This is a genomic window from Roseovarius halophilus (ex Wu et al. 2025), from assembly GCF_047086965.1.
The window spans coordinates 1-21,399 of sequence record NZ_JBKOTX010000094.1 but is presented as its reverse complement, the minus strand read 5'-3'; the positions used below and the strand labels follow the sequence as shown (position 1 = coordinate 21,399).

Annotated in this window: 22 protein-coding genes, 1 tRNA gene and 2 pseudogenes; 12 read left to right on the top strand and 13 right to left on the bottom strand. The window is 68.4% G+C overall.

What is annotated here, in order from left to right; all coding sequences use genetic code 11:
* The 6 genes and pseudogenes from ACH107_RS18105 to ACH107_RS18080 form a co-directional block, all read left to right on the top strand.
* Nucleotides 1-97: pseudogene (locus tag ACH107_RS18105) on the top strand (UDP-N-acetylglucosamine 2-epimerase); the annotation flags it as partial.
* 2 nt (nt 98-99) lie between these two features.
* On the top strand, nt 100-669 hold the full coding sequence (locus ACH107_RS18100; RefSeq protein WP_412507021.1) for a lysophospholipid acyltransferase family protein: 570 nt from the start codon (nt 100-102) through the stop codon (nt 667-669).
* Nucleotides 670-803: 134 nt separating this feature from the next.
* Complete coding sequence (gene proC / locus ACH107_RS18095) at nt 804-1,619, top strand: pyrroline-5-carboxylate reductase (protein WP_412507020.1); 816 nt, start codon at nt 804-806, stop codon at nt 1,617-1,619.
* The gene (locus ACH107_RS18090; RefSeq protein WP_412507019.1) at nt 1,612-1,953 is read left to right on the top strand and encodes a tRNA-binding protein; all 342 of its coding nucleotides are present in this window, start codon (nt 1,612-1,614) and stop codon (nt 1,951-1,953) included. The genes proC and ACH107_RS18090 overlap by 8 nt, the downstream gene beginning before the upstream one ends.
* Nucleotides 1,950-2,906 carry a 2-hydroxyacid dehydrogenase gene (locus ACH107_RS18085; protein ID WP_412507018.1) on the top strand — a complete coding sequence of 319 codons (957 nt, stop codon included), beginning with the start codon at nt 1,950-1,952 and terminating at the stop codon, nt 2,904-2,906. The genes ACH107_RS18090 and ACH107_RS18085 overlap by 4 nt, the downstream gene beginning before the upstream one ends.
* 81 nt (nt 2,907-2,987) lie before the next feature.
* The gene (locus tag ACH107_RS18080) at nt 2,988-4,109 is read left to right on the top strand and encodes a beta-ketoacyl-ACP synthase III (protein WP_412507017.1); all 1,122 of its coding nucleotides are present in this window, start codon (nt 2,988-2,990) and stop codon (nt 4,107-4,109) included.
* Between the two features lie 38 nt (nt 4,110-4,147).
* On the opposite strand, the gene ACH107_RS18075 is transcribed toward ACH107_RS18080, so the two are convergent.
* Nucleotides 4,148-5,056, bottom strand: coding sequence for a LysR substrate-binding domain-containing protein (locus ACH107_RS18075; RefSeq protein WP_412507016.1), 909 nt, complete (start codon nt 5,054-5,056; stop codon nt 4,148-4,150).
* Nucleotides 5,057-5,292: 236 nt separating this feature from the next.
* On the opposite strand from ACH107_RS18075, the gene ACH107_RS18070 reads away from it, so the two are divergent.
* On the top strand, nt 5,293-5,748 hold the full coding sequence (locus tag ACH107_RS18070; RefSeq protein WP_412507015.1) for a hypothetical protein: 456 nt from the start codon (nt 5,293-5,295) through the stop codon (nt 5,746-5,748).
* 98 nt (nt 5,749-5,846) lie between these two features.
* On the opposite strand, the gene ACH107_RS18065 is transcribed toward ACH107_RS18070, so the two are convergent.
* The 6 genes from ACH107_RS18065 to ACH107_RS18040 form a co-directional block, all read right to left on the bottom strand.
* Nucleotides 5,847-5,921: transfer RNA gene (locus ACH107_RS18065), tRNA-Phe, on the bottom strand.
* A gap of 78 nt (nt 5,922-5,999) precedes the next feature.
* A complete protein-coding gene (locus ACH107_RS18060) occupies nt 6,000-6,209 on the bottom strand; it encodes a DNA gyrase inhibitor YacG (RefSeq protein ID WP_412507014.1) in 210 nt (69 codons plus the stop codon).
* Entirely contained in the window at nt 6,206-7,228 is a 1,023-nt protein-coding gene (locus ACH107_RS18055; RefSeq protein WP_412507013.1) for a ribonuclease E/G, read from the bottom strand. Before ACH107_RS18055 ends, ACH107_RS18060 begins: the two co-directional genes overlap by 4 nt.
* The gene (locus ACH107_RS18050; RefSeq protein ID WP_412507012.1) at nt 7,225-7,803 is read right to left on the bottom strand and encodes a Maf family protein; all 579 of its coding nucleotides are present in this window, start codon (nt 7,801-7,803) and stop codon (nt 7,225-7,227) included. The genes ACH107_RS18055 and ACH107_RS18050 overlap by 4 nt, the downstream gene beginning before the upstream one ends.
* A gap of 1 nt (nt 7,804) precedes the next feature.
* Nucleotides 7,805-8,023 (bottom strand): translation initiation factor IF-1, encoded by a 219-nt coding sequence (infA, locus tag ACH107_RS18045; protein ID WP_005978431.1) that lies wholly within the window; start codon nt 8,021-8,023, stop codon nt 7,805-7,807.
* 84 nt (nt 8,024-8,107) lie between these two features.
* Complete coding sequence (locus tag ACH107_RS18040) at nt 8,108-8,992, bottom strand: carbon-nitrogen hydrolase family protein (RefSeq protein ID WP_412507011.1); 885 nt, start codon at nt 8,990-8,992, stop codon at nt 8,108-8,110.
* A gap of 242 nt (nt 8,993-9,234) precedes the next feature.
* On the opposite strand from ACH107_RS18040, the gene ACH107_RS18035 reads away from it, so the two are divergent.
* From ACH107_RS18035 to ACH107_RS18025, 3 genes are read left to right on the top strand one after another with little or no spacing between them, the layout of a single operon-like run.
* Nucleotides 9,235-9,726: a flavin reductase family protein gene (locus tag ACH107_RS18035; protein ID WP_412507010.1), complete on the top strand. Its 492-nt coding sequence runs from the start codon at nt 9,235-9,237 to the stop codon at nt 9,724-9,726.
* 4 nt (nt 9,727-9,730) lie between these two features.
* On the top strand, nt 9,731-10,138 hold the full coding sequence (locus tag ACH107_RS18030; RefSeq protein ID WP_412507009.1) for a hypothetical protein: 408 nt from the start codon (nt 9,731-9,733) through the stop codon (nt 10,136-10,138).
* Nucleotides 10,048-10,737, top strand: coding sequence for a TIGR00341 family protein (locus ACH107_RS18025; RefSeq protein ID WP_412507022.1), 690 nt, complete (start codon nt 10,048-10,050; stop codon nt 10,735-10,737). The genes ACH107_RS18030 and ACH107_RS18025 overlap by 91 nt, the downstream gene beginning before the upstream one ends.
* Before the next feature lie 100 nt (nt 10,738-10,837).
* Here the strand turns inward: ACH107_RS18025 and fdhF are convergent, their stop codons facing one another.
* Complete coding sequence (gene fdhF / locus ACH107_RS18020; protein ID WP_412507008.1) at nt 10,838-13,618, bottom strand: formate dehydrogenase subunit alpha; 2,781 nt, start codon at nt 13,616-13,618, stop codon at nt 10,838-10,840.
* Between the two features lie 234 nt (nt 13,619-13,852).
* Between fdhF and ACH107_RS18015 the strand changes: the two genes are divergently transcribed.
* Both ACH107_RS18015 and ACH107_RS18010 read left to right on the top strand, forming a co-directional pair.
* On the top strand, nt 13,853-15,061 hold the full coding sequence (locus ACH107_RS18015; protein ID WP_412507007.1) for a Zn-dependent hydrolase: 1,209 nt from the start codon (nt 13,853-13,855) through the stop codon (nt 15,059-15,061).
* A gap of 40 nt (nt 15,062-15,101) precedes the next feature.
* A complete protein-coding gene (locus ACH107_RS18010) occupies nt 15,102-15,254 on the top strand; it encodes a hypothetical protein (protein WP_412507006.1) in 153 nt (50 codons plus the stop codon).
* A 332-nt stretch (nt 15,255-15,586) separates the two neighbouring features.
* Here the strand turns inward: ACH107_RS18010 and ACH107_RS18005 are convergent, their stop codons facing one another.
* The 5 genes and pseudogenes from ACH107_RS18005 to ACH107_RS17985 all read right to left on the bottom strand — a co-directional run.
* Nucleotides 15,587-15,880 carry a hypothetical protein gene (locus ACH107_RS18005; RefSeq protein WP_412507005.1) on the bottom strand — a complete coding sequence of 98 codons (294 nt, stop codon included), beginning with the start codon at nt 15,878-15,880 and terminating at the stop codon, nt 15,587-15,589.
* A 179-nt stretch (nt 15,881-16,059) separates the two neighbouring features.
* Nucleotides 16,060-17,130, bottom strand: coding sequence for an alpha/beta fold hydrolase (locus ACH107_RS18000; protein ID WP_412507004.1), 1,071 nt, complete (start codon nt 17,128-17,130; stop codon nt 16,060-16,062).
* Nucleotides 17,131-17,292: 162 nt separating this feature from the next.
* Nucleotides 17,293-19,548: a ribonuclease R gene (gene rnr / locus ACH107_RS17995; protein ID WP_412507003.1), complete on the bottom strand. Its 2,256-nt coding sequence runs from the start codon at nt 19,546-19,548 to the stop codon at nt 17,293-17,295.
* Nucleotides 19,549-19,605: 57 nt separating this feature from the next.
* On the bottom strand, nt 19,606-20,775 hold the full coding sequence (locus tag ACH107_RS17990; RefSeq protein ID WP_412507002.1) for a DNA recombination protein RmuC: 1,170 nt from the start codon (nt 20,773-20,775) through the stop codon (nt 19,606-19,608).
* Nucleotides 20,772-21,399, bottom strand: a pseudogene (locus ACH107_RS17985) (DNA mismatch repair protein MutL); the annotation flags it as partial. The gene ACH107_RS17990 and the pseudogene ACH107_RS17985, both read right to left, overlap by 4 nt.

Here is a 21,399-nt window from a genome sequence, read left to right as displayed (position 1 = left end):
GGCGCCCTCGCTCGGCAAGCCGGTCCTGGTGATGCGGGACACGACCGAGCGCCCCGAGGCGGTCGAGGCCGGGACCGTGAAGCTGGTGGGCACCGATGGATGATTTTCGTGACCGGGCATTTCGGCAATTTCAACGCCGCGCGCGTGGCGATGATCGAGCAGGGGTTCGAGATGGGCGTCTTTTACCGCCCGATGGCCAACGAGTGGTTCAACCGGCGCTATACCGCCGCGATGGGCGCGCTGTCGCAGCCCATGTTCGAACAGGGCCGGCGCGGGATGATGCAGATGGTCAAGCACCTGCGCGGCGGCGGGGTTCTGGCGATCCTGACGGATCTCAACGCGCATGACGGCGTGCCGCTCGATTTCTTCGGCAAGCCGGCGCTGTCGCCGCTCACGGCGGCCGAGCTGGCGCTGAAATTCGATGCGCCGCTGGTGCCCACATGGGGCATCCGCGACGGGAACGGGCTGGATTTCCACATCGAGGTCGAATCGCCGGTGCGCCACAGCGACCCGGTGACGATGACACAGGACGTCAACGACCGGCTGGAGCGGCAGGTGCGGCAGCGCATGGACCAGTGGTTCTGGATCCACCGGCGCTGGAAGGACGGCACCGGCCCGCTGGCCGAGAAGGGCGCGCGCCAGCTTGCGGAGATGCGCCGTCGGGGCTGAGCGGGGCCGGTGGGCACGGCGTGTCGCCGGGAAATTTCCCGCCCGGCGCGCGTGGCGGCCGGTGTCCCCCATTGCCCCGCCCCGCGGCGGGGCGTAACACTGGTGCCGCGACGCGATACGACGGGAGACAGGCAATGGACATGGAGCATGTGGCCGAGGCCGGGCTGGTTCTGCTGGGCTGCGGCAAGATGGGGTCGGCCATGCTGGAAGGCTGGCTGAAGGACGGCCTGCCCTCCGGGTCGGTCTGGGTGATCGAGCCGAAGCCGTCGGACTGGCTCAAGCGCACGGGCGTGCACATCAACGCCGACCTGCCCGCCGCGCCGGCGATCGTGCTGATCGCCGTGAAACCGCAGATGATGGGCGAGGCCTTGCCCGCGATCGCCCGGATGGGCAATGGCGACACGCTTTTCGTCTCGGTGGCGGCCGGCACGCCCATCGCCGCCTTCGAGACGGTGCTGGGCCAGAAGAGCCCGATCATCCGCGCCATGCCCAACACGCCCGCCGCCGTGGGCCGCGGCATCACCGCGATCATCGGCAACCCCCGTGCCACCGCCGCGCAGCTGGACCTTGCCGAGGGGCTGCTGCGGGCCGTCGGGCAGGTGGTGCGGCTGGACAGCGAGGACCAGATGGACGCCGTCACCGGGGTGTCGGGGTCCGGGCCGGCCTATGTCTTTCACATGATCGAGTGCATGGCCCGCGCGGGCGAGGCGCAGGGTCTTGCGCCCGAGCTGGCGATGCAGCTTGCCAAGGCCACCGTGGCCGGGGCCGGCGCGCTGGCCGAGAACGCGGCCGAGACACCGTCGGAGCTGCGCCGGAACGTGACCAGCCCGAACGGCACCACGCAGGCCGGACTGGACGTGCTGATGGACGCGGAGACCGGCCTGCCGCCGCTGATCCGGCGCACTGTGGCGGCCGCCGCCGACCGGTCGAGGGAGCTGCGCGATGGCTGACGAGATCGGGATCGACGACTTCCTCAAGGTGGATATCCGCGCCGGGCGCGTGACCCGCGCCGAGCCCTTCCCCGAGGCGCGCCGGCCGGCCATCAAGCTGTGGATCGATTTCGGCCCCGCGATCGGGGAGAAGAAGACCTCGGCCCAGATCACCGCGCATTACGACCCCGACGCCCTGATCGGGCGGCAGGTCATGGCCGTCGTCAACTTCCCGCCGCGCCAGATCGGCAAGTTCATGTCCGAGGTGCTGGTGCTGGGCGTCAGCGATGGCAACGGCGATATCGTTCTGGTATCGCCCGACAAGGATGTTCCGGCCGGAGAGCGACTGCATTGAAACGGATACTGCTGACCCGCCCCCTTCCCGAGCGCGTGATCGAGGCCGCGCGCGCCGATTTCGACGTCGAGGTCCGCGACGACCCCGCCCCGATGAAGACCGGGCAGATGCGCGCGGCGCTGGCGCTCTACGACGGGGTTCTGCCGACGCTGGGCGACATGTTCTCGGCCGAGGTTTTCGAGGGGAGCGAGAGCTCGCGCTGCCGGATCCTTGCCAATTTCGGGGTCGGGTACAACCACATCGACGCAGCCGCCGCCCGCGCCGCGGGCATCGCGGTGACAAACACGCCCGGCGCGGTGACGGACGCCACCGCCGATATCGCGCTCACCCTGATGCTGATGAGCGCCCGGCGCGCCGGCGAGGGCGAGCGGCTGGTGCGCGCCGGCGGATGGACGGGCTGGACCCCCACCCAGATGCTGGGCCTGCACATGACGGGCAAGACCGTGGGCATCGTGGGCATGGGGCGCATCGGGCAGGCCATCGCGCGGCGCTGCCACCACGGCTTCGGGATGCGGGTGATCTACCACAACCGGTCGCCCAAGCAGGTGGATATCGACGCGCGGCAGGTCGAAACGCTGGACGAGCTCGCGGGCGGTGCCGATATCGTGGTCGTGGCGGTGCCGGGCGGCCCGGAAACGCACCATCTGATCGGCGCGCCCTTCTTCCACGCGATGCGCCCGCATGGCCATTTCGTCAATATCGCGCGCGGCGACGTGGTGGACGAGCGCGCGCTTGTCGATGCGTTGAAACGGGGCGAGATCGCGGGCGCGGGGCTGGATGTCTACGAACATGAACCACAGGTGCCGCAGGCGCTGTGCGGCATGGAGAACGTGACGCTGCTGCCGCATCTGGGCACCGCGGCGCTGGAGGTGCGCGAGGCGATGGGCATGATGGCGGTCGAGAACCTGCGCGCCTTCTTCGATGACGAAACACCGCCGAACCTTGTCAATTGACGCCGCGGTAACGACGCACCGTCGTCATTGACCGGCGGGTCGACATGGGCTGATCTGGTACCAGCCAGAAGGAGCGCGCCCATGTACCAGCCGGCAATTACCGGGTCCGGTGTCTATACCCCCGAAGACGTCATCACCAACGAGGAACTGGTGACGGCCTTCAACAGCCATGCCGAACGGTTCAACGCCGAGAACGCCAGCGCCATCGCCGCGGGGCGGGTCGCGGCCAAGGCGCCTTCCTCCACCGGGTTCATCGTCAACGCCTCGGGGATCGAGCAGCGCCACGTGATGGACAAGACCGGTATCCTTGACCCCGACGTGATGCACCCGCGGCTGCGCGCGCGCGACGACGACGAACCGGGAATCATGACGGAAATGGCGCTCGACGCCTGCGCGACCGCGCTGCGGCAGGCCGGGCGCGATGCCGCCGATGTCGACCTGGTGATCTGCGCGGCCTCGAACCATGAACGCCCCTACCCGGCCGTGGCGATCGAGATACAGGAACACCTCGGCGCGGGGGGCTTCGCCTTTGACATGAACGTGGCCTGTTCGTCGGCCACGTTCGGCATCCAGGCGGCGGCCGACATGATCCGGGCGGGCAGCGTCCGGCGCGCGCTGGTGGTCAGCCCCGAGATATGCTCGGCCCATCTCGAATGGCGCGACCGGGACTGCCATTTCATCTTCGGCGATGTCTGCACCGCGCTGGTGATGGAACGGGCCGAGGACGCGCAGGGCGCGCATTTCCGTGTCCGCTCAACGCGCTGCGCCACGCGGTTTTCCAACAATATCCGCAACAATGACGGGTTCCTGCGGCGCACACGCGACGGGCACATGGCCGACCGGCGCGACATGCTGTTCATGCAGGAAGGGCGCAAGGTGTTCAAGGACGTGCTGCCGCTCGTCTCGGCGCATATCGCCGCGCACATGGCCGACGAGGCCGTCGATCCCGCGCGGCTCAGGCGGCTCTGGCTGCATCAGGCCAACAAGACGATGAACGATTTCATCGGCCGCAAGGTGATGGGCCGCACGCCGACAGCGGACGAACAGCCCAACATCCTGCAGGACTATGCCAACACGTCGTCGGCCGGGTCGATCATCGCCTTTTCCAAGTTCTCCGACGACCTGAAGCCGGGCGATACCGGGCTGATCTGCTCCTTCGGGGCGGGCTACTCCGTGGGGTCGGTTCTGGTCGAACGCGGCTGAGGCCGCCGCCGGCGCCCCGTGTTTCAATGCACCCGCATTTATAAGGCCGCTTCCGCCGCGACCCCGGCCGCTTCCGCGCGCAGCCAGTCGGCAAAAGCCGCCACGCGAGGATCGGGACGTCGCCCGGCCGGGTAGACCACGTGAATACCCTGCGGCCGCTCCGCCACCACGGGGTGCAGCCGCCGCAAACTGCCCGACGCCTCGGCGGCCGCCGTCAGGCGTATATCGGCAAGGCAGACGGCATTGCCCGACAGCGCCGCATCGAACGCAAGGGCGCGGCTGTCATACTCGGTCAGGTGCAGCGGACCGTCCGGCACGTACCCGGCGGCCGCGAACCATTCCTGCCATTCCCCGGCCCAGCTGGTCGTGGTGGCCAGTGGCATCCACGCGATGCTGGCGGGGGTCCGCGGCAGGGCCGCCCCGTCCAGCAGCGGCGGCGCGCAGACCGGCCCGATCCGGTCACGATGGATCAGCCAGCCCGTCAGCCCCGGCCAGTTCCCCGCACCGTAGCGCACCGCCCCGTCCAGCCCCGCCTGCGCCAGATCCTCCTCGGCGAAGGACAACGAGAGCCCGACCGTCAGCCCCGGTTGAGCGGCATGGAACCGCGGCAGCCGGGACATGAGGAAACGATTGCCGTAAAACGGCGCGGCGGTCAGGCTGATCTCGCCTGTCATCCGGGTCCCGGTGGCGTCGAGGACGGCCGTCTCGATCTCGTCCAGCGCGGCGGTCAGGGGCGCCAGCAGGCGCTGACCATCCTGCGTGAGCCAGACCTTGCGCGTTGCGCGATGAAACAATTGCACGCCCAGCGCCGCCTCCAGCCCCTTCACCTGATGGCTCACCGCGGCCTGCGTGACGCAAAGCTCGGCCGCGCCCCGTTTGAAACTGCCATGCCGCGCGGCCGCCTCGAAGGCACGCAGCTGGTTGAGCGAAGGCAATCGGCGGGCCATGGCACATGCCTCTGTTTTTCCCCGTCAATGCTGCGAGAAAGGATCGTTTTTTGTCAATGCCGCGGGGACGATGGGCGCCGGTTCACGGGCACCGCTGATCCCGCCCCCGGCAAGAACCGCAACACGTCCTCTATTACATCATACGGACACGCTGATGTTGGAATACCACGGCGCGGCCCATGTCACCGGCGTTGACATCTGCGCGGGCACGCGGCCTGCCGGAGCGGCTGGACTTCGTGCATGTCGCGCCGAGGCCGCCGGCGATGCAGGATGAGTACGCGCGGCTGAAAGGACCGCTCTTCGACATCTATATCGCGCGGTTCGGCACGGAACGGTGCGAAACCTCCGTCCAGAACGCGCGTATCCGGGCGCTTCTGGCGGCGCGGGGCCAGCTCAGGCCGGGGAAGGGTGCGCGCGCGCACCGTAGACCCCGCCTTGTCGCGGCCAACAAGAACGGCCCGCCGGGCGAGCGCAGCGGCCGCCAACCGATCCGCGCCGCAATGCCGCTGTTCTTTACCATTCCTTACGGTTCAAGACCGTCCTCGCAGGGCACCCGGGCGCAACCGACCGCCGCACTGCTGCATCAAAAAGCCCCGCGTGGATGTAGCTTGCTCGACCTGCGCCAATCAGCGTATCACGCCAACGGGCTCCGGTTCCAAACGGATGAAAGTTCAGTGGCAGGCCAATGTTGAAGCCCTGTCACATTCGAACGGAAGGCGGCCCAGACGCGCAGCCGACACGGCACTGGAGCGTGACAGGCCCACGTTTAATCTCGTCTGAGCTGAAGGAGTGGTGCCCGGGGGCGGAATCGAACCACCGACACGAGGATTTTCAATCCACTGCTCTACCCCTGAGCTACCCGGGCACGGGGAACGCCTCGGCGTTCGGGTGGGCGCGTTCTAGGCGAGGTCCGGCGGGGTGTCCAGAGGGTTCGGCAAAATTTTCAGTGGTACCGGTCGTCCTCCGGCCCGGTGTCGTCATCGCGGCGGGCACGCTCCGCCTCGTCCAGCGCTTTCTCGATATCTTCCGGCGCCTGTGACGGCACGGCATAAGATCCGCCCAGCCACTTCCCGAGGTCCACATCCGCGCAGCGAGCCGAACAGAACGGGCGAACGCGCGCCACGGCGGGCTTGCCACAGATCGGGCATTTCATGTCAGCACCTCGCTCAGCGCCACGCGATCGCGCTTGCGCTGCAATTCGTAATGGCCCAGCGGGGTCCAGCCGACGAGCGCCGTCTCGGTCAGGTCGGCCCGGAAGGCCGCGCGCAGCGCCGTCTCGACCTGCCGCCGGTCCTTCTTGGTCATCGGGGCGAGGTCCAGCGTGATCTGCCCGCCGAGCCCGCGCAGCCGCAACTGCCGGGGCAGGTCGCGCGCCGCCGCAAGGTTGGCCTTGAGCCCCGCCGCGGGGGACGTGTCCCCGGCCGTGTTCACGTCGACCGCGACGAGGGCGCGCGTGGGTTCGATGAAGACGCGACCACCGCCCTTGAGCGCCACATCGGGCCGTTGCAACGCCTCGATCGCGTCGCGCACGCCCAGCCGCTCGAAGCCGCCGGGCCGGGTCTCGACCTCGGCGGGATCGGTCCATTCACGCCAGGCAAGGTCGTGCGGGCCGTCGCCCTCGGTCAGCTTCTCGGCCTCGCCCGCATCATCGGCCATCACCTTTTGCGCAAGCTCGCGCATCGCGGCGATATCGTCGGCAATGTCCGCCTCCGCCGCGCCCGCGCAGGAGGACCGCAGGATCAGCCCCATGCCGCATCCCGCCATCGCCTCGTGCCCGATCTCCAGCAGCGTGTCGCGCACCGCCTCGTCGCGGATCCGGCGCGAGACGTTCAGCCCGGGCGCACCGGGCGTGACGATGGCATGGCGGCTCTTGAACAGCAGCTTCAATGTCACCGGCAGGGCCTTGCCCGGCTCGGCATAGCCCGTCACCTGCACAAGCAGCCGGTCGCCCGGGGCTAAGCCCTTGACCTGCCGCAAGAAGGCCGGGCCGTCAGGCGTGCGCAGGAACATCCCGCCCTGCCCCTTGACCGGCCGGTCGGCGATGGCGCGGTAGATCGCGCCGGGCCGGGGCGCGTCGCTGTCGAGGAACAGGTCCTCAAGTTGCCCGTCCACCATCAGCGCGGCGGCATCCGCCCCGTTCAGGTGATCCAGCACGATCTGCCGTCCCTTCATGTATCCACCTTCCACAGCGGATAGCCCGCCGCCTGCAGCACTCCCGCCGTCTCGCAAAGCGGCAGGCCCACCACCGCGGTGAACGAACCCTCGATCCACGGGATCAGCGCGCCCGCCGGCCCCTGAATGCCGTAGCCGCCCGCCTTGCCGCGCCAGTCCTCCGTCGCGAGGTAGAAATTAAGCTCCTCGTCCGAGAGCCGTTTCATCTTCACCGCGGTGACCACGTCACGCTCCCACAGCCGCGCGCCCCGGCGCACCGCGACGGCCGTGACGACCCGGTGCCGGCGGCCCGACATGGCCAGCAGGAATTCCGCCGCCTCGCCCGCGCTTTCCGGCTTGCCAAGGATGCGCCGGCCCAGCGCCACGGTGGTATCGGCCGACAGCACGATGTCATCCGTTTCCGCCCGGACCGCCTGCGCCTTCTCGCGCGCCATGCGCGCGCAGTATGGGCGCGGCAATTCACCTTTGCGGGGGGTCTCGTCGATCTCGGGGGGGCGGATGTCATCCGCCACGACACCGATCTGCGCCAGCAGGTCGCGCCGGCGCGGGCTGCCCGATCCGAGGATCAGGCGCACCTTACTTGAAGCGATAGTTGATCCGCCCCTTTGTCAGGTCATAGGGCGTCATTTCCACCTGCACCTTGTCCCCCGCCAGAACACGGATGCGGTTCTTGCGCATCTTGCCTGCCGTGTGCGCGATGATCTCATGGCCGTTTTCAAGCTCGACCCTGAATGTCGCGTTGGGCAGGAGTTCCTTCACGACACCGGGAAATTCGAGCGTATCTTCCTTGGCCATGGTCTCTCCTTGATCTGCCGTTCCGCCAAGATCGCGGAACGCCGCATTAAATGCGCCCATTCGACGCGTTTTTCAAGGGAATAATCAGCGCAGGCGCTCGGTTGTTGCGTCTCCGTCGCGGCCGGCCTGCTCCTGCCAGTGGCGGCGGTTGAGCACCCCGCCATCTGCCCGCACATGCGCGACCGCGGCCCTGTCGATCTCGGCATAGGTCCAGCCGGGCACATCAAACCGCCCCTCGGCCAGCACCCCGGAGGCCGGGAAGCCGGTATCGGGCGGGCCGAAGACACCGCCCGTGCCGGTGTTCACGTCCGCCAGTTCGGTCCAGCGCGCCTCGCCCACCAGCGACGCCATCGCGGTGACGCACTGGGTTTCCAGCGCGCGGGCCATGGCACCGATGCGGACCCGCCAGTAGCCCGACAGCGCCTCGGTGCAGGATGGCACAAGGATCACGTCCGCCTCGGCAAGCGCCCGGCCCAGCAGGGGGAATTCGGAATCGTAACAGATCAGGATCCCGATGCGGCCCAGCGCCGTGTCGAACAGGCGCAGCGGGCCGCCGGGCACGATATCCACCGGGTCGCGCTCGAACCGTGTCATGATCTGCTTGTCCTGCACCCCGCAGCCGCCACCGGGCGCGAAAAGCCGCGCGCGGTTCACCGGCCGCGCGCCCAGCGCGGCGTCGAAGATCGGGGCCGAGGCGGCGCATATGTGCACATCGTAGCGCGCCGCCAGGTCGCTGTGCAGGGCGTCCGCCGCGCTGATCCGGTCCGACACCGCGCGCATCGACCGTTCCGGGTCGGCGGCCGCTTCCGGGCCGGCCAGCGTCGCCAGTTCCATCGCGCCGTATTCGGGAAAGACAAGCAACTCCGCGCCGTGGCCCGCGGCATCGGCCACCCATGCCTCCAGCTTGGCGGCATAGGCGGCCCAGTTTTCCAGCGGCTCCATCGGATAGGCGGCAGTGGCGATCTTCATGGGCTCCCCCGGCGGTCTGCAGCACGTACCCGTGTTCAAGCACGCTGTCCGGGCCAAGTAAATGCCACCCCCTCGCCTTTGCGCTGTCGCAGGTTATCATTATGTTGCAATGGACCGACGGATCACCTTGACCCTGCCAGTCCGTGTTCGATTGCACCGCTAACACGTTCGGAGACAGCCTTGACAGCATCGACATACCGCCCGTTCCCACATGTCTGCCCGCCCGGCGGACGGAGCCCCGCATGAACGCCGCCCGCGACGCCTTCATCGCCGCCATGCGGCAGGTGGCCGCCACGGTGACCGTGGTGACGACCGACGGGCCGGCGGGCATGGCCGGGGCGACGGTCAGCGCCTTCACCTCGCTGTCGGCCGATCCGCCCTCGGTGCTGGTGTGCCTCAAGGCCGACAGCCGCATCGCGCGCGCCGTTGCCGACAACGGCACGTTCTGCGTGAACGTCCTGCCGGAGGACGCCGTCGACCTCGCCCAGTGTTTCGCCGGCCGCTCGGACGAATCCAAGCCGGACCGTTTCGAGGGCCTCGACTTCACCACGACCGAGTTCGGCCCCGTCCTGCCCCGGGCCACGGCGTTCACCTGTTCGCTCGATCACCGGCATGTCCACGGCAGCCACACCATCTGCATCGGCAACGTGACCGGGATTTCCGATGCCGGCCAACGCCCGCTGACCTACATGAGCGGCACCTTCCACATCGTCCGGCCGCGCAAGGCCGTCTGACGGCATGCGCCAGATCATCGTCAGCGCGCGGGAGGGCGATACCGAGGCCCTGATGCGTCAGGCCCGCGATTGCGGCGCCAACGACATCTCCGTTCATCGCGACCTTGCCCGCGCGGGACGCATCACCATGTCGCTCCTCGTGGGACGGCAGGAACGCCAGGAAATACTGGACGCCCTGCAGGCGGGACTGGCCGACGATGACGACTGGCGAATCACGCTGCTTCCCGTCGAAACCTCGGTTCCCTTCCCCGAGACCGAGGAGGACGCGGACGAGGACGCCGAGGCGCCGGGCGGCAACGGGCAGTCCACCCCCGCGAGGAGATCTACAACCAGGTCTGGGAACAGGCCCGCACCGACAGGAACTACGCGGTTTTCGTCACGCTCTCGACCGTTGTGGCCGCCTTCGGCATGATCGCCGACAACGTGGCGGTCGTGGTGGGGGCGATGGTCATCGCGCCGCTTCTCGGGCCGAACCTCGCGCTGGCCGTCGGCGTCGCGCTCGGGGATGGCCGGCTGATGGGCCGCGCGATCCTGAGCAGCCTGACGGGCCTCGGGCTGGCGCTGGGGCTCGGTGTCGTCATCGCGCAGCTCTGGCCGGTCGATGCCACATCGGCCGAGTTGCGGGCGCGCGCCGAGGTGGGATTCGACGGGATGGCGATCGCCCTCGCCTCGGGCGCCGCGGCGGCACTGTCGCTGGTGACGGGGATGTCATCGGCGCTGGTGGGCGTGATGGTGGCCGTCGCGCTGCTGCCGCCGACGACCGCCATCGGGCTGTTCCTCGGCGCGGGCCATGCCCGGATGGCGCTGGACGCGGCGTTGTTGCTCGCGGTCAACGTGGTTTGCGTGACCCTCGCCGCGCAGGTCATCATGGTGCTGCGCGGGATCACACCGCGGACATGGTTCGAGAAGCGCAGCGCCCGGCGGGCCAGCCTGATCAACGGGGTCATATGGCTGGGCCTGCTGGTCGCGCTGGCCGCGCTTCTGTGGCTGCGCACCCCCGTCACGGGCTGACGGCGCCTGCCCGAGGGGCGCCGCCCCTCTTGGCCTTCGGCCAATTCACCCCGGGGTATTGGGGCCGAGAAGAAACCCGGGCCCCTGCCCCGCGGCGCGATCACTCGGCGGCGACCGACCGGTCGAGCGCCTCGACCTTCACGGCCGAATACTTGAACTCGGGGATCTTGCCGTACGGGTCGATCGCCGGGTTGGTCAGGATGTTGGCCGCGGCCTCGACATAGGCGAAGGGCAGGAACACCATGTCGGGCGCGATGGCCCGGTCCGCGCGTACCATGATCCGGATCGAGCCGCGCTTGGTCGACAAGCGCACCATGTCGCCGGGCTCCACCCCGAGCTTGCGCAACGTGGCGGGGTGCATCGAGCAGTTGGCCTCGGGCTCGACCGCGTCGAGCACGCTGGCGCGGCGCGTCATGCTGCCCGTGTGCCAATGCTCCAGTTGCCGGCCCGTGGTCAGGACCATGGGATACTCGGCATCGGGCATGTCGTCGGGCGGGATCACGCTGGCCGGGGTGAAGCGCGCGCGCCCTTCTGGCCGCGGGAAGCCGTCGCCGAACACCACCGCCTCGCCCGGGCCGTCGGGATCGGTGCAGGGATAGGTCACGGCGTTGTCCCGCTCGAGCCGGTCCCAGGTGATGTTGTTGAAGGACTTCATGTTCAGCTTCATCTCGGCGAAGACATCCGCCGGGCTGTCATAGTGCCACCGAAGCCCGAGCCGGTTGGCCAGATCGACGGTGATCTGCCAGTCCTCCCGCGCGTTGCCCGGCGGGCTGACGGCGGCCCGGCCCATCTGGACCTGCCTGTTGGTGTTCGTCACGGTGCCCGATTTCTCGAAGAAGGCCGAGGCGGGCAGGATCACGTCGGCGTAGTTGGCCGTTTCGGTGATGAAGATATCCTGCACGACGAGGTGGTCGAGCTTGCCCAGCGCGTCGCGGGCATGGTCCACGTCCGGGTCCGACATCGCCGGGTTCTCGCCGAGGATGTACATGCCCCTGATCCGGTCGGCATGCACCGCATCCATGATCTCGGTCACGGTCAGTCCTTTCTCGGCCGAGAAATCGCCCGATTCCCAGACCTCGGTGAAGGCATTGCGCACCCCGTCGTCGGTTACACTTTGGTAGTCGGGCAGGAACATCGGAACCAGCCCCGCGTCCGACGCGCCCTGCACGTTGTTCTGCCCGCGCAGGGGGTGCAGACCGGTGCCGGGGCGGCCGACATGGCCACACATCAGGGCCAGCGAGATCAGGCAGCGTGAATTATCGGTGCCATGGATATGCTGGCTGATCCCCATGCCCCAGAAGATCATGCCGGACTTGGCCGTGGCAAACTCGCGGGCCACGGCGCGCAGCGTCTCGGCGGGGATACCGCACAGCTCTTCCATCTTCTCGGGCGCGAACTGCGCGAGGTGCGCCTTCTCGGCCTCCCAGTTCTCGGTGAACGCCTCGATGTACTGCTGGTCGTACAATCCTTCCTCGACGATCACGTGCATGATCGCGTTGAGCATCGACACATCGGCGCCCGGCTTGAACTGCAACATGTGCGTCGCGAACCGGCGCAGCCCCACGCCGCGCGGGTCCATCACGATCAGCTTGCCGCCGCGCTTGGTGAACTGCTTGAAGTAGGTGGCGGCGACGGGGTGATTCTCGATCGGGTTGGCGCCGATGATGATCGCGACGTCGGCATTCTCGATCTCGTTGAAGGTGGCCGTCACTGCACCCGAGCCCACGTTCTCGATCAGGGCGGCCACGCTGGAGGCGTGGCACAGCCGCGTGCAATGGTCCACGTTGTTGTGGCCGAACCCCTGCCGGATGAGTTTCTGGAAAAGGTACGCCTCCTCGTTGGTGCACTTGGCGCTGCCGAAGCCCGCGACCGAGGCACCGCCGTGATCGTCCTTCAGCCGCTTGAGCCCGCCGGCGGCCACATCCAGCGCCTCGTCCCAGTCCGCCTCGCGGAAGAACTGGTGCCAGTTGCCCGGGTCCACGTTCAGCCCCTTGGCCGGCGCGTCGTCGCGCCGGATCAGCGGCCGCGTCAGGCGGTGGTCGTGGTGGATGTAGTCGAAGCCGAACCGCCCCTTGACGCAGAGCCGGCCCTCGTTCGCGGGGCCGTTGATGCCCTCGACGTATTTCACCTTTTCGTCCTTGACCTTCAGGCTCACTTGGCAGCCCACGCCGCAGAACGGGCAGACGCTTTCCACCTCGCGGTCGAAGTCGGCGCTGTCGCCCTGCTGCGCCTCGTCAACGACGGATGCCTCCATCAGCGCGCCGGTCGGGCAGGCCTGTACGCATTCGCCGCAGGCCACGCAGGTCGACTCGCCCATCGGGTCGTCGAAATCGAAGACGGGGAAACTGTCATGACCGCGACCGGCCATGCCGATCACGTCGTTGACCTGCACCTCGCGGCAGGCGCGGACACACAGGTTGCACTGGATGCAGGCGTCAAGGTTCACGCGCATGGCCACGTGGCTGTCATCAAGCCGCGGCACGCGATCCTTCTCCATCGCCGGGAAACGGCTGCCGGTCACGCCGTTGAGTTCGGCCATGTCCCACAGGTGGCTCGACCGGTCATGCGATTCGGCCTGTTCCGGCTGGTCGGCCAGCAGCAGTTCCATCACCATCCTGCGCGAGGTTTCGGCGCGGGCGGTATCGGTCTGCACGACCATGCCCTCGGCCACCTCGCGGATGCAGGAGGCGACAAGCGTACGCTCGCCCTCAACCTCGACCATGCAGGCGCGGCAGTTGCCGTCGGGCATGTAGCCCGGCGCGGGCTTGTGACACAGATGCGGGATCTTCAGGCCGCGCCCGTGGGCCGCCTCCCAGATGGTCTGGCCCTTCTCGGCCTCGACCTCCCTGCCGTTCAGCGTGAACTTGACCGTCTCTGACATCTCGTGCCTCCTTGCTCACGCCTATCTAGACCATACCGGAAACCGGCGGAGGCGGACAATCCCGACACCTCTCCGCAAATTTGCGGCGCCGCGGGACAGTCGCGTTTCCGATCCGCAACACGGCGGCGCGGCTGCGAAAGGGGCGCGGGCACCTGTCGCGATATCCGCATGGTGAAGTGACATCACCCGCAAGGCCCTGTTTACTGCGCCGGTGACACCGACCGGAGCCCCGAGATGATTCCCGTGAACACCGATCGTTTCCTGACCGACCTGCACCGCCTGCGCGAATTCGGCGCGGCAGGCGTGGGCAAGGGCGTTGTCCGCCCTGCCTATTCCGACGCCGATATCGCCGCGCGCGACTGGCTGGCCGGGAAGATGCGCGATGCCGGCCTGAGCGTGCAGGCCGACCCCGTGGGCAACCTGTTCGGCCTCGCCGATGGCCAGAGCCTGCTGGTCGGGTCGCATTCCGACAGCCAGCCCGAAGGCGGCTGGCTCGACGGGGCGCTCGGCGTGATCGCGGGGCTGGAGATCGCCCGCGCCGCGCGCGAAGCCGGCGGGCCGGCGGTTTCATGCGTCTCCTTCGAGGACGAGGAAGGACGCTTCGGCGTGACCACCGGCAGCGCGATCTGGTCGGGCAACCTCGCGCTCGACACGGCCGACCGCCAGACCGACCGGGAGGGAATCACCCTTGCCGAGGCGCGCAAGGCGGCGGCGCCCATGGCCGGGGGGTTCGTCGATCCGGGCCGGTTCACCGGTTTCCTCGAAATGCACATCGAACAGGGGCCCTGGCTGGAACGGGCGGGCGAGGCGGTGGGCGTGGTGACCGATATCGTCGGCATCCGCGACATGCGCATCACCTTCGAGGGGCAGCAGAACCACGCCGGCACCACGCCGATGCACCTGCGCCGCGACGCGTTCCAGGGGCTGGGCGATTTCAACGCGCGGATCAACGACAGGTTCCGCAACGTGGTCACGCCCCGGACGGTCTGGACCATCGGGCACGTGCGGCTGCATCCCGATGCGCATTCCATCGTGCCGGGACGCGCGACGTTCTCGATGCAGTGGCGCGACGGTGACGCCGACCGCCTGCACCGGATGGAGCGGATCATCCGCGACACCGCGCAGGAGGTCGCCGAGGAACGCGGTCTGGGCCTCGCCTTCGGCGACATGCTGGGGCTGGCGCCGGTGCCGATGGACAGCCGCCTGTGCGATGCGCTCTGCACCGGGGCCGAGACGGCGGCGCCGGGCCGCTGGCGGCGGATGCCCTCGGGCGCGCTCCACGACGCGACGAACGTGTCGCGGCTGATGCCGGCGGCAATGCTGTTCGTGCCCTCCATCGGCGGGATCAGCCACGCCTTCGACGAGGACACCGACGAGGCCGATCTCGTCACCGGGCTCAAGGCGCTGGCCGCCGGGGCCGCCGCGGCGGCACGGGGGGCATAGGCGGCTTGACCCGTCGTTCCTGACCGTGCGGTTTCCCTGTTTGGCAATCCGACCGGGCCAGAACGTGCTGGCCGGGGCTTTGAACCGGCGCGGCCGGCAACCATTCCGCTACGGCGCGCCGCGCCCGGCGTCCGTCACCTTCTCGATCATGGATTGCTTCTGGTCGGGCGTGAACACGCCGCGGATGATGTGAATATCGACAGAAGGCGTGTCTGCTTTCCTTTCCTGGTATTGACATTTGAGACCGGCGCACCCATCACGCCCGCCATCCAATGACGACACTTTGGGTCGGCTCGCAGAATTTCATGGTGACGCGGGCGCCGCCGCGGAGCGTCTGGCGCAAGGCGCTTCGCCGGATCGAAGCAGGCGCCTCGGCCCGATGCCGATGACGCATTGGCCCCACCCCCGGTCAGACCGAGGCCCACGGACATCCGGTCACGCCAACAATGGCTGTTATCCCTGTTCCGGCCGGGTCAAGGCATGCGGATATGAACCGACGCCCGCAGGGCGGCCTCTTCCCGCGCGTCACAGGCCCAGATCGGCGAGGAAATCTGCCCGTTCGGCGGGCGCGGTGTTCCAGTAGTCACGGGCCAAGGCGCGGGCTTCGTCCGCACTCAGGCCAAGGTCGCCGGCGACACGGGCGCAATTGCCGAAAAGGCCATTGTAGACGCCGCACATGGCAAGCTCGTTCGCGCCGCCCGGCCTGTCAAAGGCCGCGGTCGGTGCCGGGCTGCCGTTCATGCTGATGCCGACCAGGGCGACGGCAGGCGTTGCAGCGGCGGACGCGGCGACGGCAGCGGCAGTGATAAGGTTCTTCATGGGTTATCCCTTCTTGCTCCATCTGTTGGCGGATCACGTCCCGACGCGTGTTGCCCCGCGGAGATGTCGATGCAGCAAGCATGGCGCGGCGACGACCTGCGCGCATAAGGCGCCGGTCCTATCGCGGTAATCTTTTTGGAGGCAGATATTTCGATATCGGGACGTTTGTCCCGGTCCTGTCACTCCCGGCCGAAGCCGGCGTCACGGGCCAGCACGATCGCCTGCGCCCGGTTCCCGACACCCAGTTTCGAGAAAACCGTGGTCATGTGATTGCGAACCGTCTTTTCCGAGATCCTCAGCAGGTCCGCGAGATCACGGTTGCTGAGGCCGCGCGCGACACCATCGAGCACGTCCGCCTCGCGCGGGGTCAGCGCATCGAGTGCGATAGCCGCGGCCCGGTCCGCGACGGCCTCGGGCGCGAGGAAGTCGGCGAGCTCCCGACGAAACGTATCCCACGCGTCTTCGTCGGGCAAAAGGATATGGTTGTCGGTTTCCAGTGCAACGAACCGCGCATTCGGTATGAGCGAGGCAAGCTGACGGCCCGCCTCGAACGGGACCATCGCATCGCGGCGCCCGTGAAACACCAGCGTGGGCGCTGTTATGTCGGCGGCAACCCCGCGGATGTCGAAACCGTTGAAGGCGTCCCACATCAGGCGCGCGTTGCGCGCCGAGGCGCTGCGCCGCTGCATCTCGCCGATCCATTGCAGGGCCTCCTTGCCGGCCTCGGGCATCAGAAGGTTGGCGAAGATCTCGCGGAAGGCGCCGGTCTTCTTGCCCCAGCCCACCTCGATCATCTCGGCCAGGGCGCGGGCCTCTTGTGCCAGCCGGTCCGGCACACCGTTCACAAAGGCACCGAACGGATAGCTGTCATAGAGGACAAGACGGCTGACCCTGTCGGGGTGCCGGGCGGCATAAGCGGCGGCGACCGCGCCGCCCTGGCACAGCCCGATCAGCGGAAAACGCGTCAGGCCGGCGCGGTCGACCACGGCCTCGAGGTCGTCGATCCAGCGCTCCAGCGAGAAGTCTTCGACATCGCGGTCGGACAGCCCGGAGCCCCGCGGATCATAGCGGACAAGCGTGCGGCCATCCGAAAGAAAATCGAACCAGTGCCGCCAAACGGCGCTCCGTCCGTCGAGATCGAGATGCGTGAACCAGTTCGCGACCCGAACCAGCGGCGGCCCCGTCCCGGACCGGGCAAACGCGATCCGGGTGCCGTCCGCCGACGTGCAGAATCTGACCTGCTGTGTCATGCGGTACATGCTACACACCAAGAGCGCGGGAATGAAGCCGCGGGAACCTGCTGGCAGGGCTCTCTGCGGAGTTGTCCCGCAACGAGGGAGGCACGAGACCCGGACCGTTCACCCGGACAGGACGCGCCTCACGGCCCGGATCGTGACATGACGCGGCCGGGCTCACCTCCGGCTGCGCTTGACCTTCTTGGTCGCCTTTTCCGTCTTGCGGCGCGCCTTGGCGATCTTGCGCTTGGGCGGCTTGCCGCGCGTCCGCGACGGTCCGCGCGGCACCTTTTCGCCCTCGATCCCCACGAGTTCCAGCGCGAGGCCGCCGGTCACCGGCGCGGCCTCGGCCAGCCGTACCGTCACGCGCTGGCCCAGCCCGATGGTCAGGCCCGTGTCGGCGCCCATCAGCGTGCCGGCGTCGGCGTCGAAATGGAAGAACTCGCGCCCGAGGCTGCGCACCGGGATCAGGCCGTCGGCGCCGGTTTCATCCAGCCGCACGAAAACCCCGAACCGGGCCACCCCGCTGACCCGCCCGGTGAATTCCTCGCCCACGCGTTCCGACAGGAAGGCGGCAAGGTAGCGGTCGTTGGTGTCGCGCTCGGCGGTCATCGACCGGCGCTCGGTCTCGGAAATGTGCTCGGCCGTGCCCTCGAGGCGTTCCTCTTCGGCGCGGCTCAGCCCGTCATCGCCCCAGCCATGCGCCGAGATCAGCGCGCGGTGCACCACCAGGTCGGCATAGCGCCGGATCGGCGAGGTGAAATGCGCATAGGCCTGCAACGCCAGCCCGAAATGCCCGAAATTGGACGGCGCGTAATAGGCCTGCGTCATCGCGCGCAGGGTGGACATGTTGATCTGCTCGGCATGGTCGGTGTCCTGCGCCGCGTTCAGCAGGGCGTTCAGATGCGCCGTCTTGAGCACTTGCCCCTTGGCCAACGTCAGCCCCGCGCTTTCAGCAACCTCGCGCAGGCTGTCCAGCTTCTCCGGCGGCGGCTCCTCGTGGACGCGGAACAGCAGCGGCGACTTGCGCGCGATCAGCGTCTCGGCGGCGGCAACGTTGGCCAGCACCATGAATTCCTCGATCAGCTTGTGCGCCTCCAGCCGGTCGGCGAAGTTCACGCTGACCACCTTGCCCGCCTCGCTCAGCTCCACCTTGCGTTCGGGCAGGTCCAGGTCAAGCGGCTGGCGCGCCTTGCGCGCCCGGCGCAGCGCCGCGTGCGCCGCGTAGAGCGGGCGGATGACCTCGTCCATCAGGGGGGCGCATTTGTCGTTCGGGTCGCCGTCGGCCGCCGCCTGCACCTCCTGGTAGTTCAGCGATGCCGCCGAGCGCATCAGCCCCCGCACGAAACGGTGCCCCACCTTCTGGCCGTGGGCGTCGATCTGCATCCGCACCGCGATGCAGGCGCGCGGCACGCCCTCGTGCAGGCTGCACAGGTCGCCCGACAGCCGGTCGGGCAGCATCGGCACCACCCTGTCGGGGAAATAGCTGGAATTGCCGCGCTTGCGCGCCTCGGCGTCCAGAGCGGACCCGAACGTCACGTAATGCGCCACGTCCGCGATCGCCACCCAGATCACGTGGCCGCCGTCGTTCCTGGGGTCGTCATCCGCATGCGCCCAGACCGCGTCGTCGTGATCCCGCGCATCTGCCGGGTCGATGGTGACAAGCGGCAGGTCGCGCATGTCCTCGCGCCCCTTCAGCCCGGCGGGCTTCATGCGGTCGGCCTCGGCAATCACCTCGTCGGGGAAATCATCCGGGATCCCGTGCTGATGGATCGCGATGAGCGACACCGCCTTGGGGGCGGTCGGATCGCCCAGCCGGTCGAGGATACGCGCCCGCGGCAGGCCCATGCGGCCCTTGGGCCCGGCCTGTTCGCCCTCGACCAGCTCACCGTCCTTCGCGCCGCCCGTGGCGTCGGCCGGCACCTGCCATTCCTTGCCGTCGCCCTTGTCGATGGGCAGGATTCGCCCGCCCTCCTCGCCCTTGCGGTAAATGCCCAGAACCTTGCGCGGGTTGGTCCCGATCCGGCGGATGAGGCGCGCGTCGTAATGATGATCCTCGCCGCGCACCTCCTGCAACCGGGCAAGGATGCGGTCCCCCTCGCCCAGCGCCGGGTCGCTGGCGCGCGGCATGACCATCACGACGGGCTCCACCCCCTCGCCGTGCCATTCCAGCGGCCGCGCCAGCAGGTCGCCGTCCGCCGTCTGCCCCGACACCTGCAGCACGCTCACCGGCGGCAGCTTCTCGGGGTCGCGATAGGTCTTCTTGCGCTTTTCGAGATGGCCCTCGTCCTCAAGCTCCTTCAGCGCGCGCTTGAGGTCGATCCGCGCCGCCCCCTTGATGCCGAACGCCTTGGCGATATCGCGCTTGGAGGTGAGGGTCGGGTTATCGGAAATCCACTTGAGGATATCGGTCTTTGACGGCATCTGGCTCATGGCCCGCAGGTATCACGAATGCCCGGCAGGCGCCATCGCGGAAATGGGCGCGGCGCCTCAGGTCTCGCCGGTCATCTTGACGATCGCGGGCTCGCTTTCAGGGGCCAGTTCCTCGAAATCGAAATTGTCCAGCCGCTTCGCCCGGCGCCCGGCCTTGTCGGCGGAAATCTTGATGTCGCTGATGTCCTTCGCCGCTTGGTGGAAATGCCGGTCAAGATTCTCGACACGCGTGCCCAGCCTGTCCACGTCGGCGAAAAGCAGCCCCAGTTCGCGCCGGATCGCGCCGGCCTGTTCGCGCATCCGCGCGTCCTTGAGGATGGCGCGCATGGTGTTGAGCGTGGCCATGCAGGTGGTGGGCGACACGATCCAGACCCGGGCCGCGAAGCCCTCGCGCACCAGTTCGGGGAAATTGGCGTGCACCTCGGCATAGACCGCCTCGGACGGCAGGAACAGCAACGCCCCGTCCGCGGTTTCACCGTCGAGGATGTACTTCTCGGCGATGTCGCGGATATGCTTCTTCAGGCTGGTACGCAGGAATTTGGCGGCCTCGTTCACCTCGTGGTCGGTCGCCGCGTTGCGCAGCGCCTCGTAGGCTTCCAGCGGGAACTTGCTGTCGATGCAGATGGGGCCCGGCGGGTTGGGCAGATGGATCAGGCAGTCGGCGCGCCGCCCGTTGGTCAGCGTGTGCTGCAGGCTGTAGCTGTCCGATGGCAGCGCCTTGGACACGATGTCATGCAGCTGGATCTCGCCGAAGGCACCGCGCGTCTGCTTGTTGCTCAGGATGTCCTGCAACGACAGCACGTCGCCCGACAGCTTGGTGATGTTCTCCTGCGCCTTGTCGATGGCCTGGAGCCGCTGCTGCAGTTCCCCGAGGCTCTGCGCCGTGCGCCGGGCCGAGCCCTGCAGGTTCTCGTTCATCTGTCCCGACACCTGCGCGAGCCGCTTTTCCATCAGTTGCAGCATGTTCGTCTGCGCGGCGGACTGCGCTTCGGACACGTGATTGAGCCCTCCGGCAAGCTGCTGCTGCCCGTCGCTCAGCCCCTGCACCCGCTGGCCCAGCTCACCCACCTGCCGCGCCAGCGGCGCGGTCAGCCGGGCGGATCGCGCGGCGGCCCGCAGCGCCAGCAGCAGCAACACGACGATCAGCACAAAGGCCCCCGCGCCCGCCAGCGCGGCCACGACCAGCGGATCGTCCAGCGAATAGGTGGTGCCGCCGATCCGGATCATGTCCGCCCGAACAGCCGTTCGATATCGTCGAGCTTCAGTTCGACATAGGTGGGCCGGCCGTGGTTGCACTGGCCGGAATGCGGCGTCGCCTCCATTTCGCGCAGCAGCGCGTTCATCTCGTCCGCGCTCATCCGGCGCCCCGACCGGACCGAGCCGTGACAGGCCACCCGGCTCAGGATCGCCTCGATCCGTGCCTGCAACGACAGGCTCTCGCCCTGCTCGGCCAGTTCATCGAGGATGTCGCGGATCATCGCGGGCGCATCCACGGGGCCGAGGATCGCGGGCGTCTCGCGCACGGCGATCGTGTCGGGGCCGAACGGCTCCACGTGCAGGCCGAGGCGCTGCAACGCCTCCGCGCTGTCCAGCAGGCGGGCGGCCTCGTCCTCCGGCAGTTCCACGATCTCGGGGATCAGCAGCGCCTGCGCCGCCACGCCGGTCTCGGCCATCTGGCGCTTGAGCCGTTCGTAGACAAGCCGTTCGTGCGCGGCGTGCTGGTCCACGATGACCATGCCGGTTTCCGTCTGCGCCACGATGTAGTTCTCGTGCAGCTGCGCACGCGCGGCGCCCAGTGGCAGGGGATGCGCCGGCGCCTCCGGCGCGGGGTCCGGCACTGCCCCGGCGGGC

What these genes read in the sequence shown, in the direction of transcription:
- ACH107_RS18100 (WP_412507021.1), top strand. Translation starts at nt 100, where the DNA reads ATGATTTTCGTGACCGGGCATTTCGGCAATTTCAACGCCGCGCGCGTG.
- proC (WP_412507020.1), top strand. Translation starts at nt 804, where the DNA reads ATGGACATGGAGCATGTGGCCGAGGCCGGGCTGGTTCTGCTGGGCTGC.
- ACH107_RS18090 (WP_412507019.1), top strand. Translation starts at nt 1,612, where the DNA reads ATGGCTGACGAGATCGGGATCGACGACTTCCTCAAGGTGGATATCCGC.
- ACH107_RS18080 (WP_412507017.1), top strand. Translation starts at nt 2,988, where the DNA reads ATGTACCAGCCGGCAATTACCGGGTCCGGTGTCTATACCCCCGAAGAC.
- ACH107_RS18075 (WP_412507016.1), bottom strand. Translation starts at nt 5,056, where the DNA reads ATGGCCCGCCGATTGCCTTCGCTCAACCAGCTGCGTGCCTTCGAGGCG.
- ACH107_RS18060 (WP_412507014.1), bottom strand. Translation starts at nt 6,209, where the DNA reads ATGAAATGCCCGATCTGTGGCAAGCCCGCCGTGGCGCGCGTTCGCCCG.
- ACH107_RS18055 (WP_412507013.1), bottom strand. Translation starts at nt 7,228, where the DNA reads ATGAAGGGACGGCAGATCGTGCTGGATCACCTGAACGGGGCGGATGCC.
- infA (WP_005978431.1), bottom strand. Translation starts at nt 8,023, where the DNA reads ATGGCCAAGGAAGATACGCTCGAATTTCCCGGTGTCGTGAAGGAACTC.
- ACH107_RS18040 (WP_412507011.1), bottom strand. Translation starts at nt 8,992, where the DNA reads ATGAAGATCGCCACTGCCGCCTATCCGATGGAGCCGCTGGAAAACTGG.
- ACH107_RS18035 (WP_412507010.1), top strand. Translation starts at nt 9,235, where the DNA reads ATGAACGCCGCCCGCGACGCCTTCATCGCCGCCATGCGGCAGGTGGCC.
- ACH107_RS18030 (WP_412507009.1), top strand. Translation starts at nt 9,731, where the DNA reads ATGCGCCAGATCATCGTCAGCGCGCGGGAGGGCGATACCGAGGCCCTG.
- fdhF (WP_412507008.1), bottom strand. Translation starts at nt 13,618, where the DNA reads ATGTCAGAGACGGTCAAGTTCACGCTGAACGGCAGGGAGGTCGAGGCC.
- ACH107_RS18015 (WP_412507007.1), top strand. Translation starts at nt 13,853, where the DNA reads ATGATTCCCGTGAACACCGATCGTTTCCTGACCGACCTGCACCGCCTG.
- ACH107_RS18005 (WP_412507005.1), bottom strand. Translation starts at nt 15,880, where the DNA reads ATGAAGAACCTTATCACTGCCGCTGCCGTCGCCGCGTCCGCCGCTGCA.
- ACH107_RS18000 (WP_412507004.1), bottom strand. Translation starts at nt 17,130, where the DNA reads ATGACACAGCAGGTCAGATTCTGCACGTCGGCGGACGGCACCCGGATC.
- rnr (WP_412507003.1), bottom strand. Translation starts at nt 19,548, where the DNA reads ATGAGCCAGATGCCGTCAAAGACCGATATCCTCAAGTGGATTTCCGAT.
- ACH107_RS17990 (WP_412507002.1), bottom strand. Translation starts at nt 20,775, where the DNA reads ATGATCCGGATCGGCGGCACCACCTATTCGCTGGACGATCCGCTGGTC.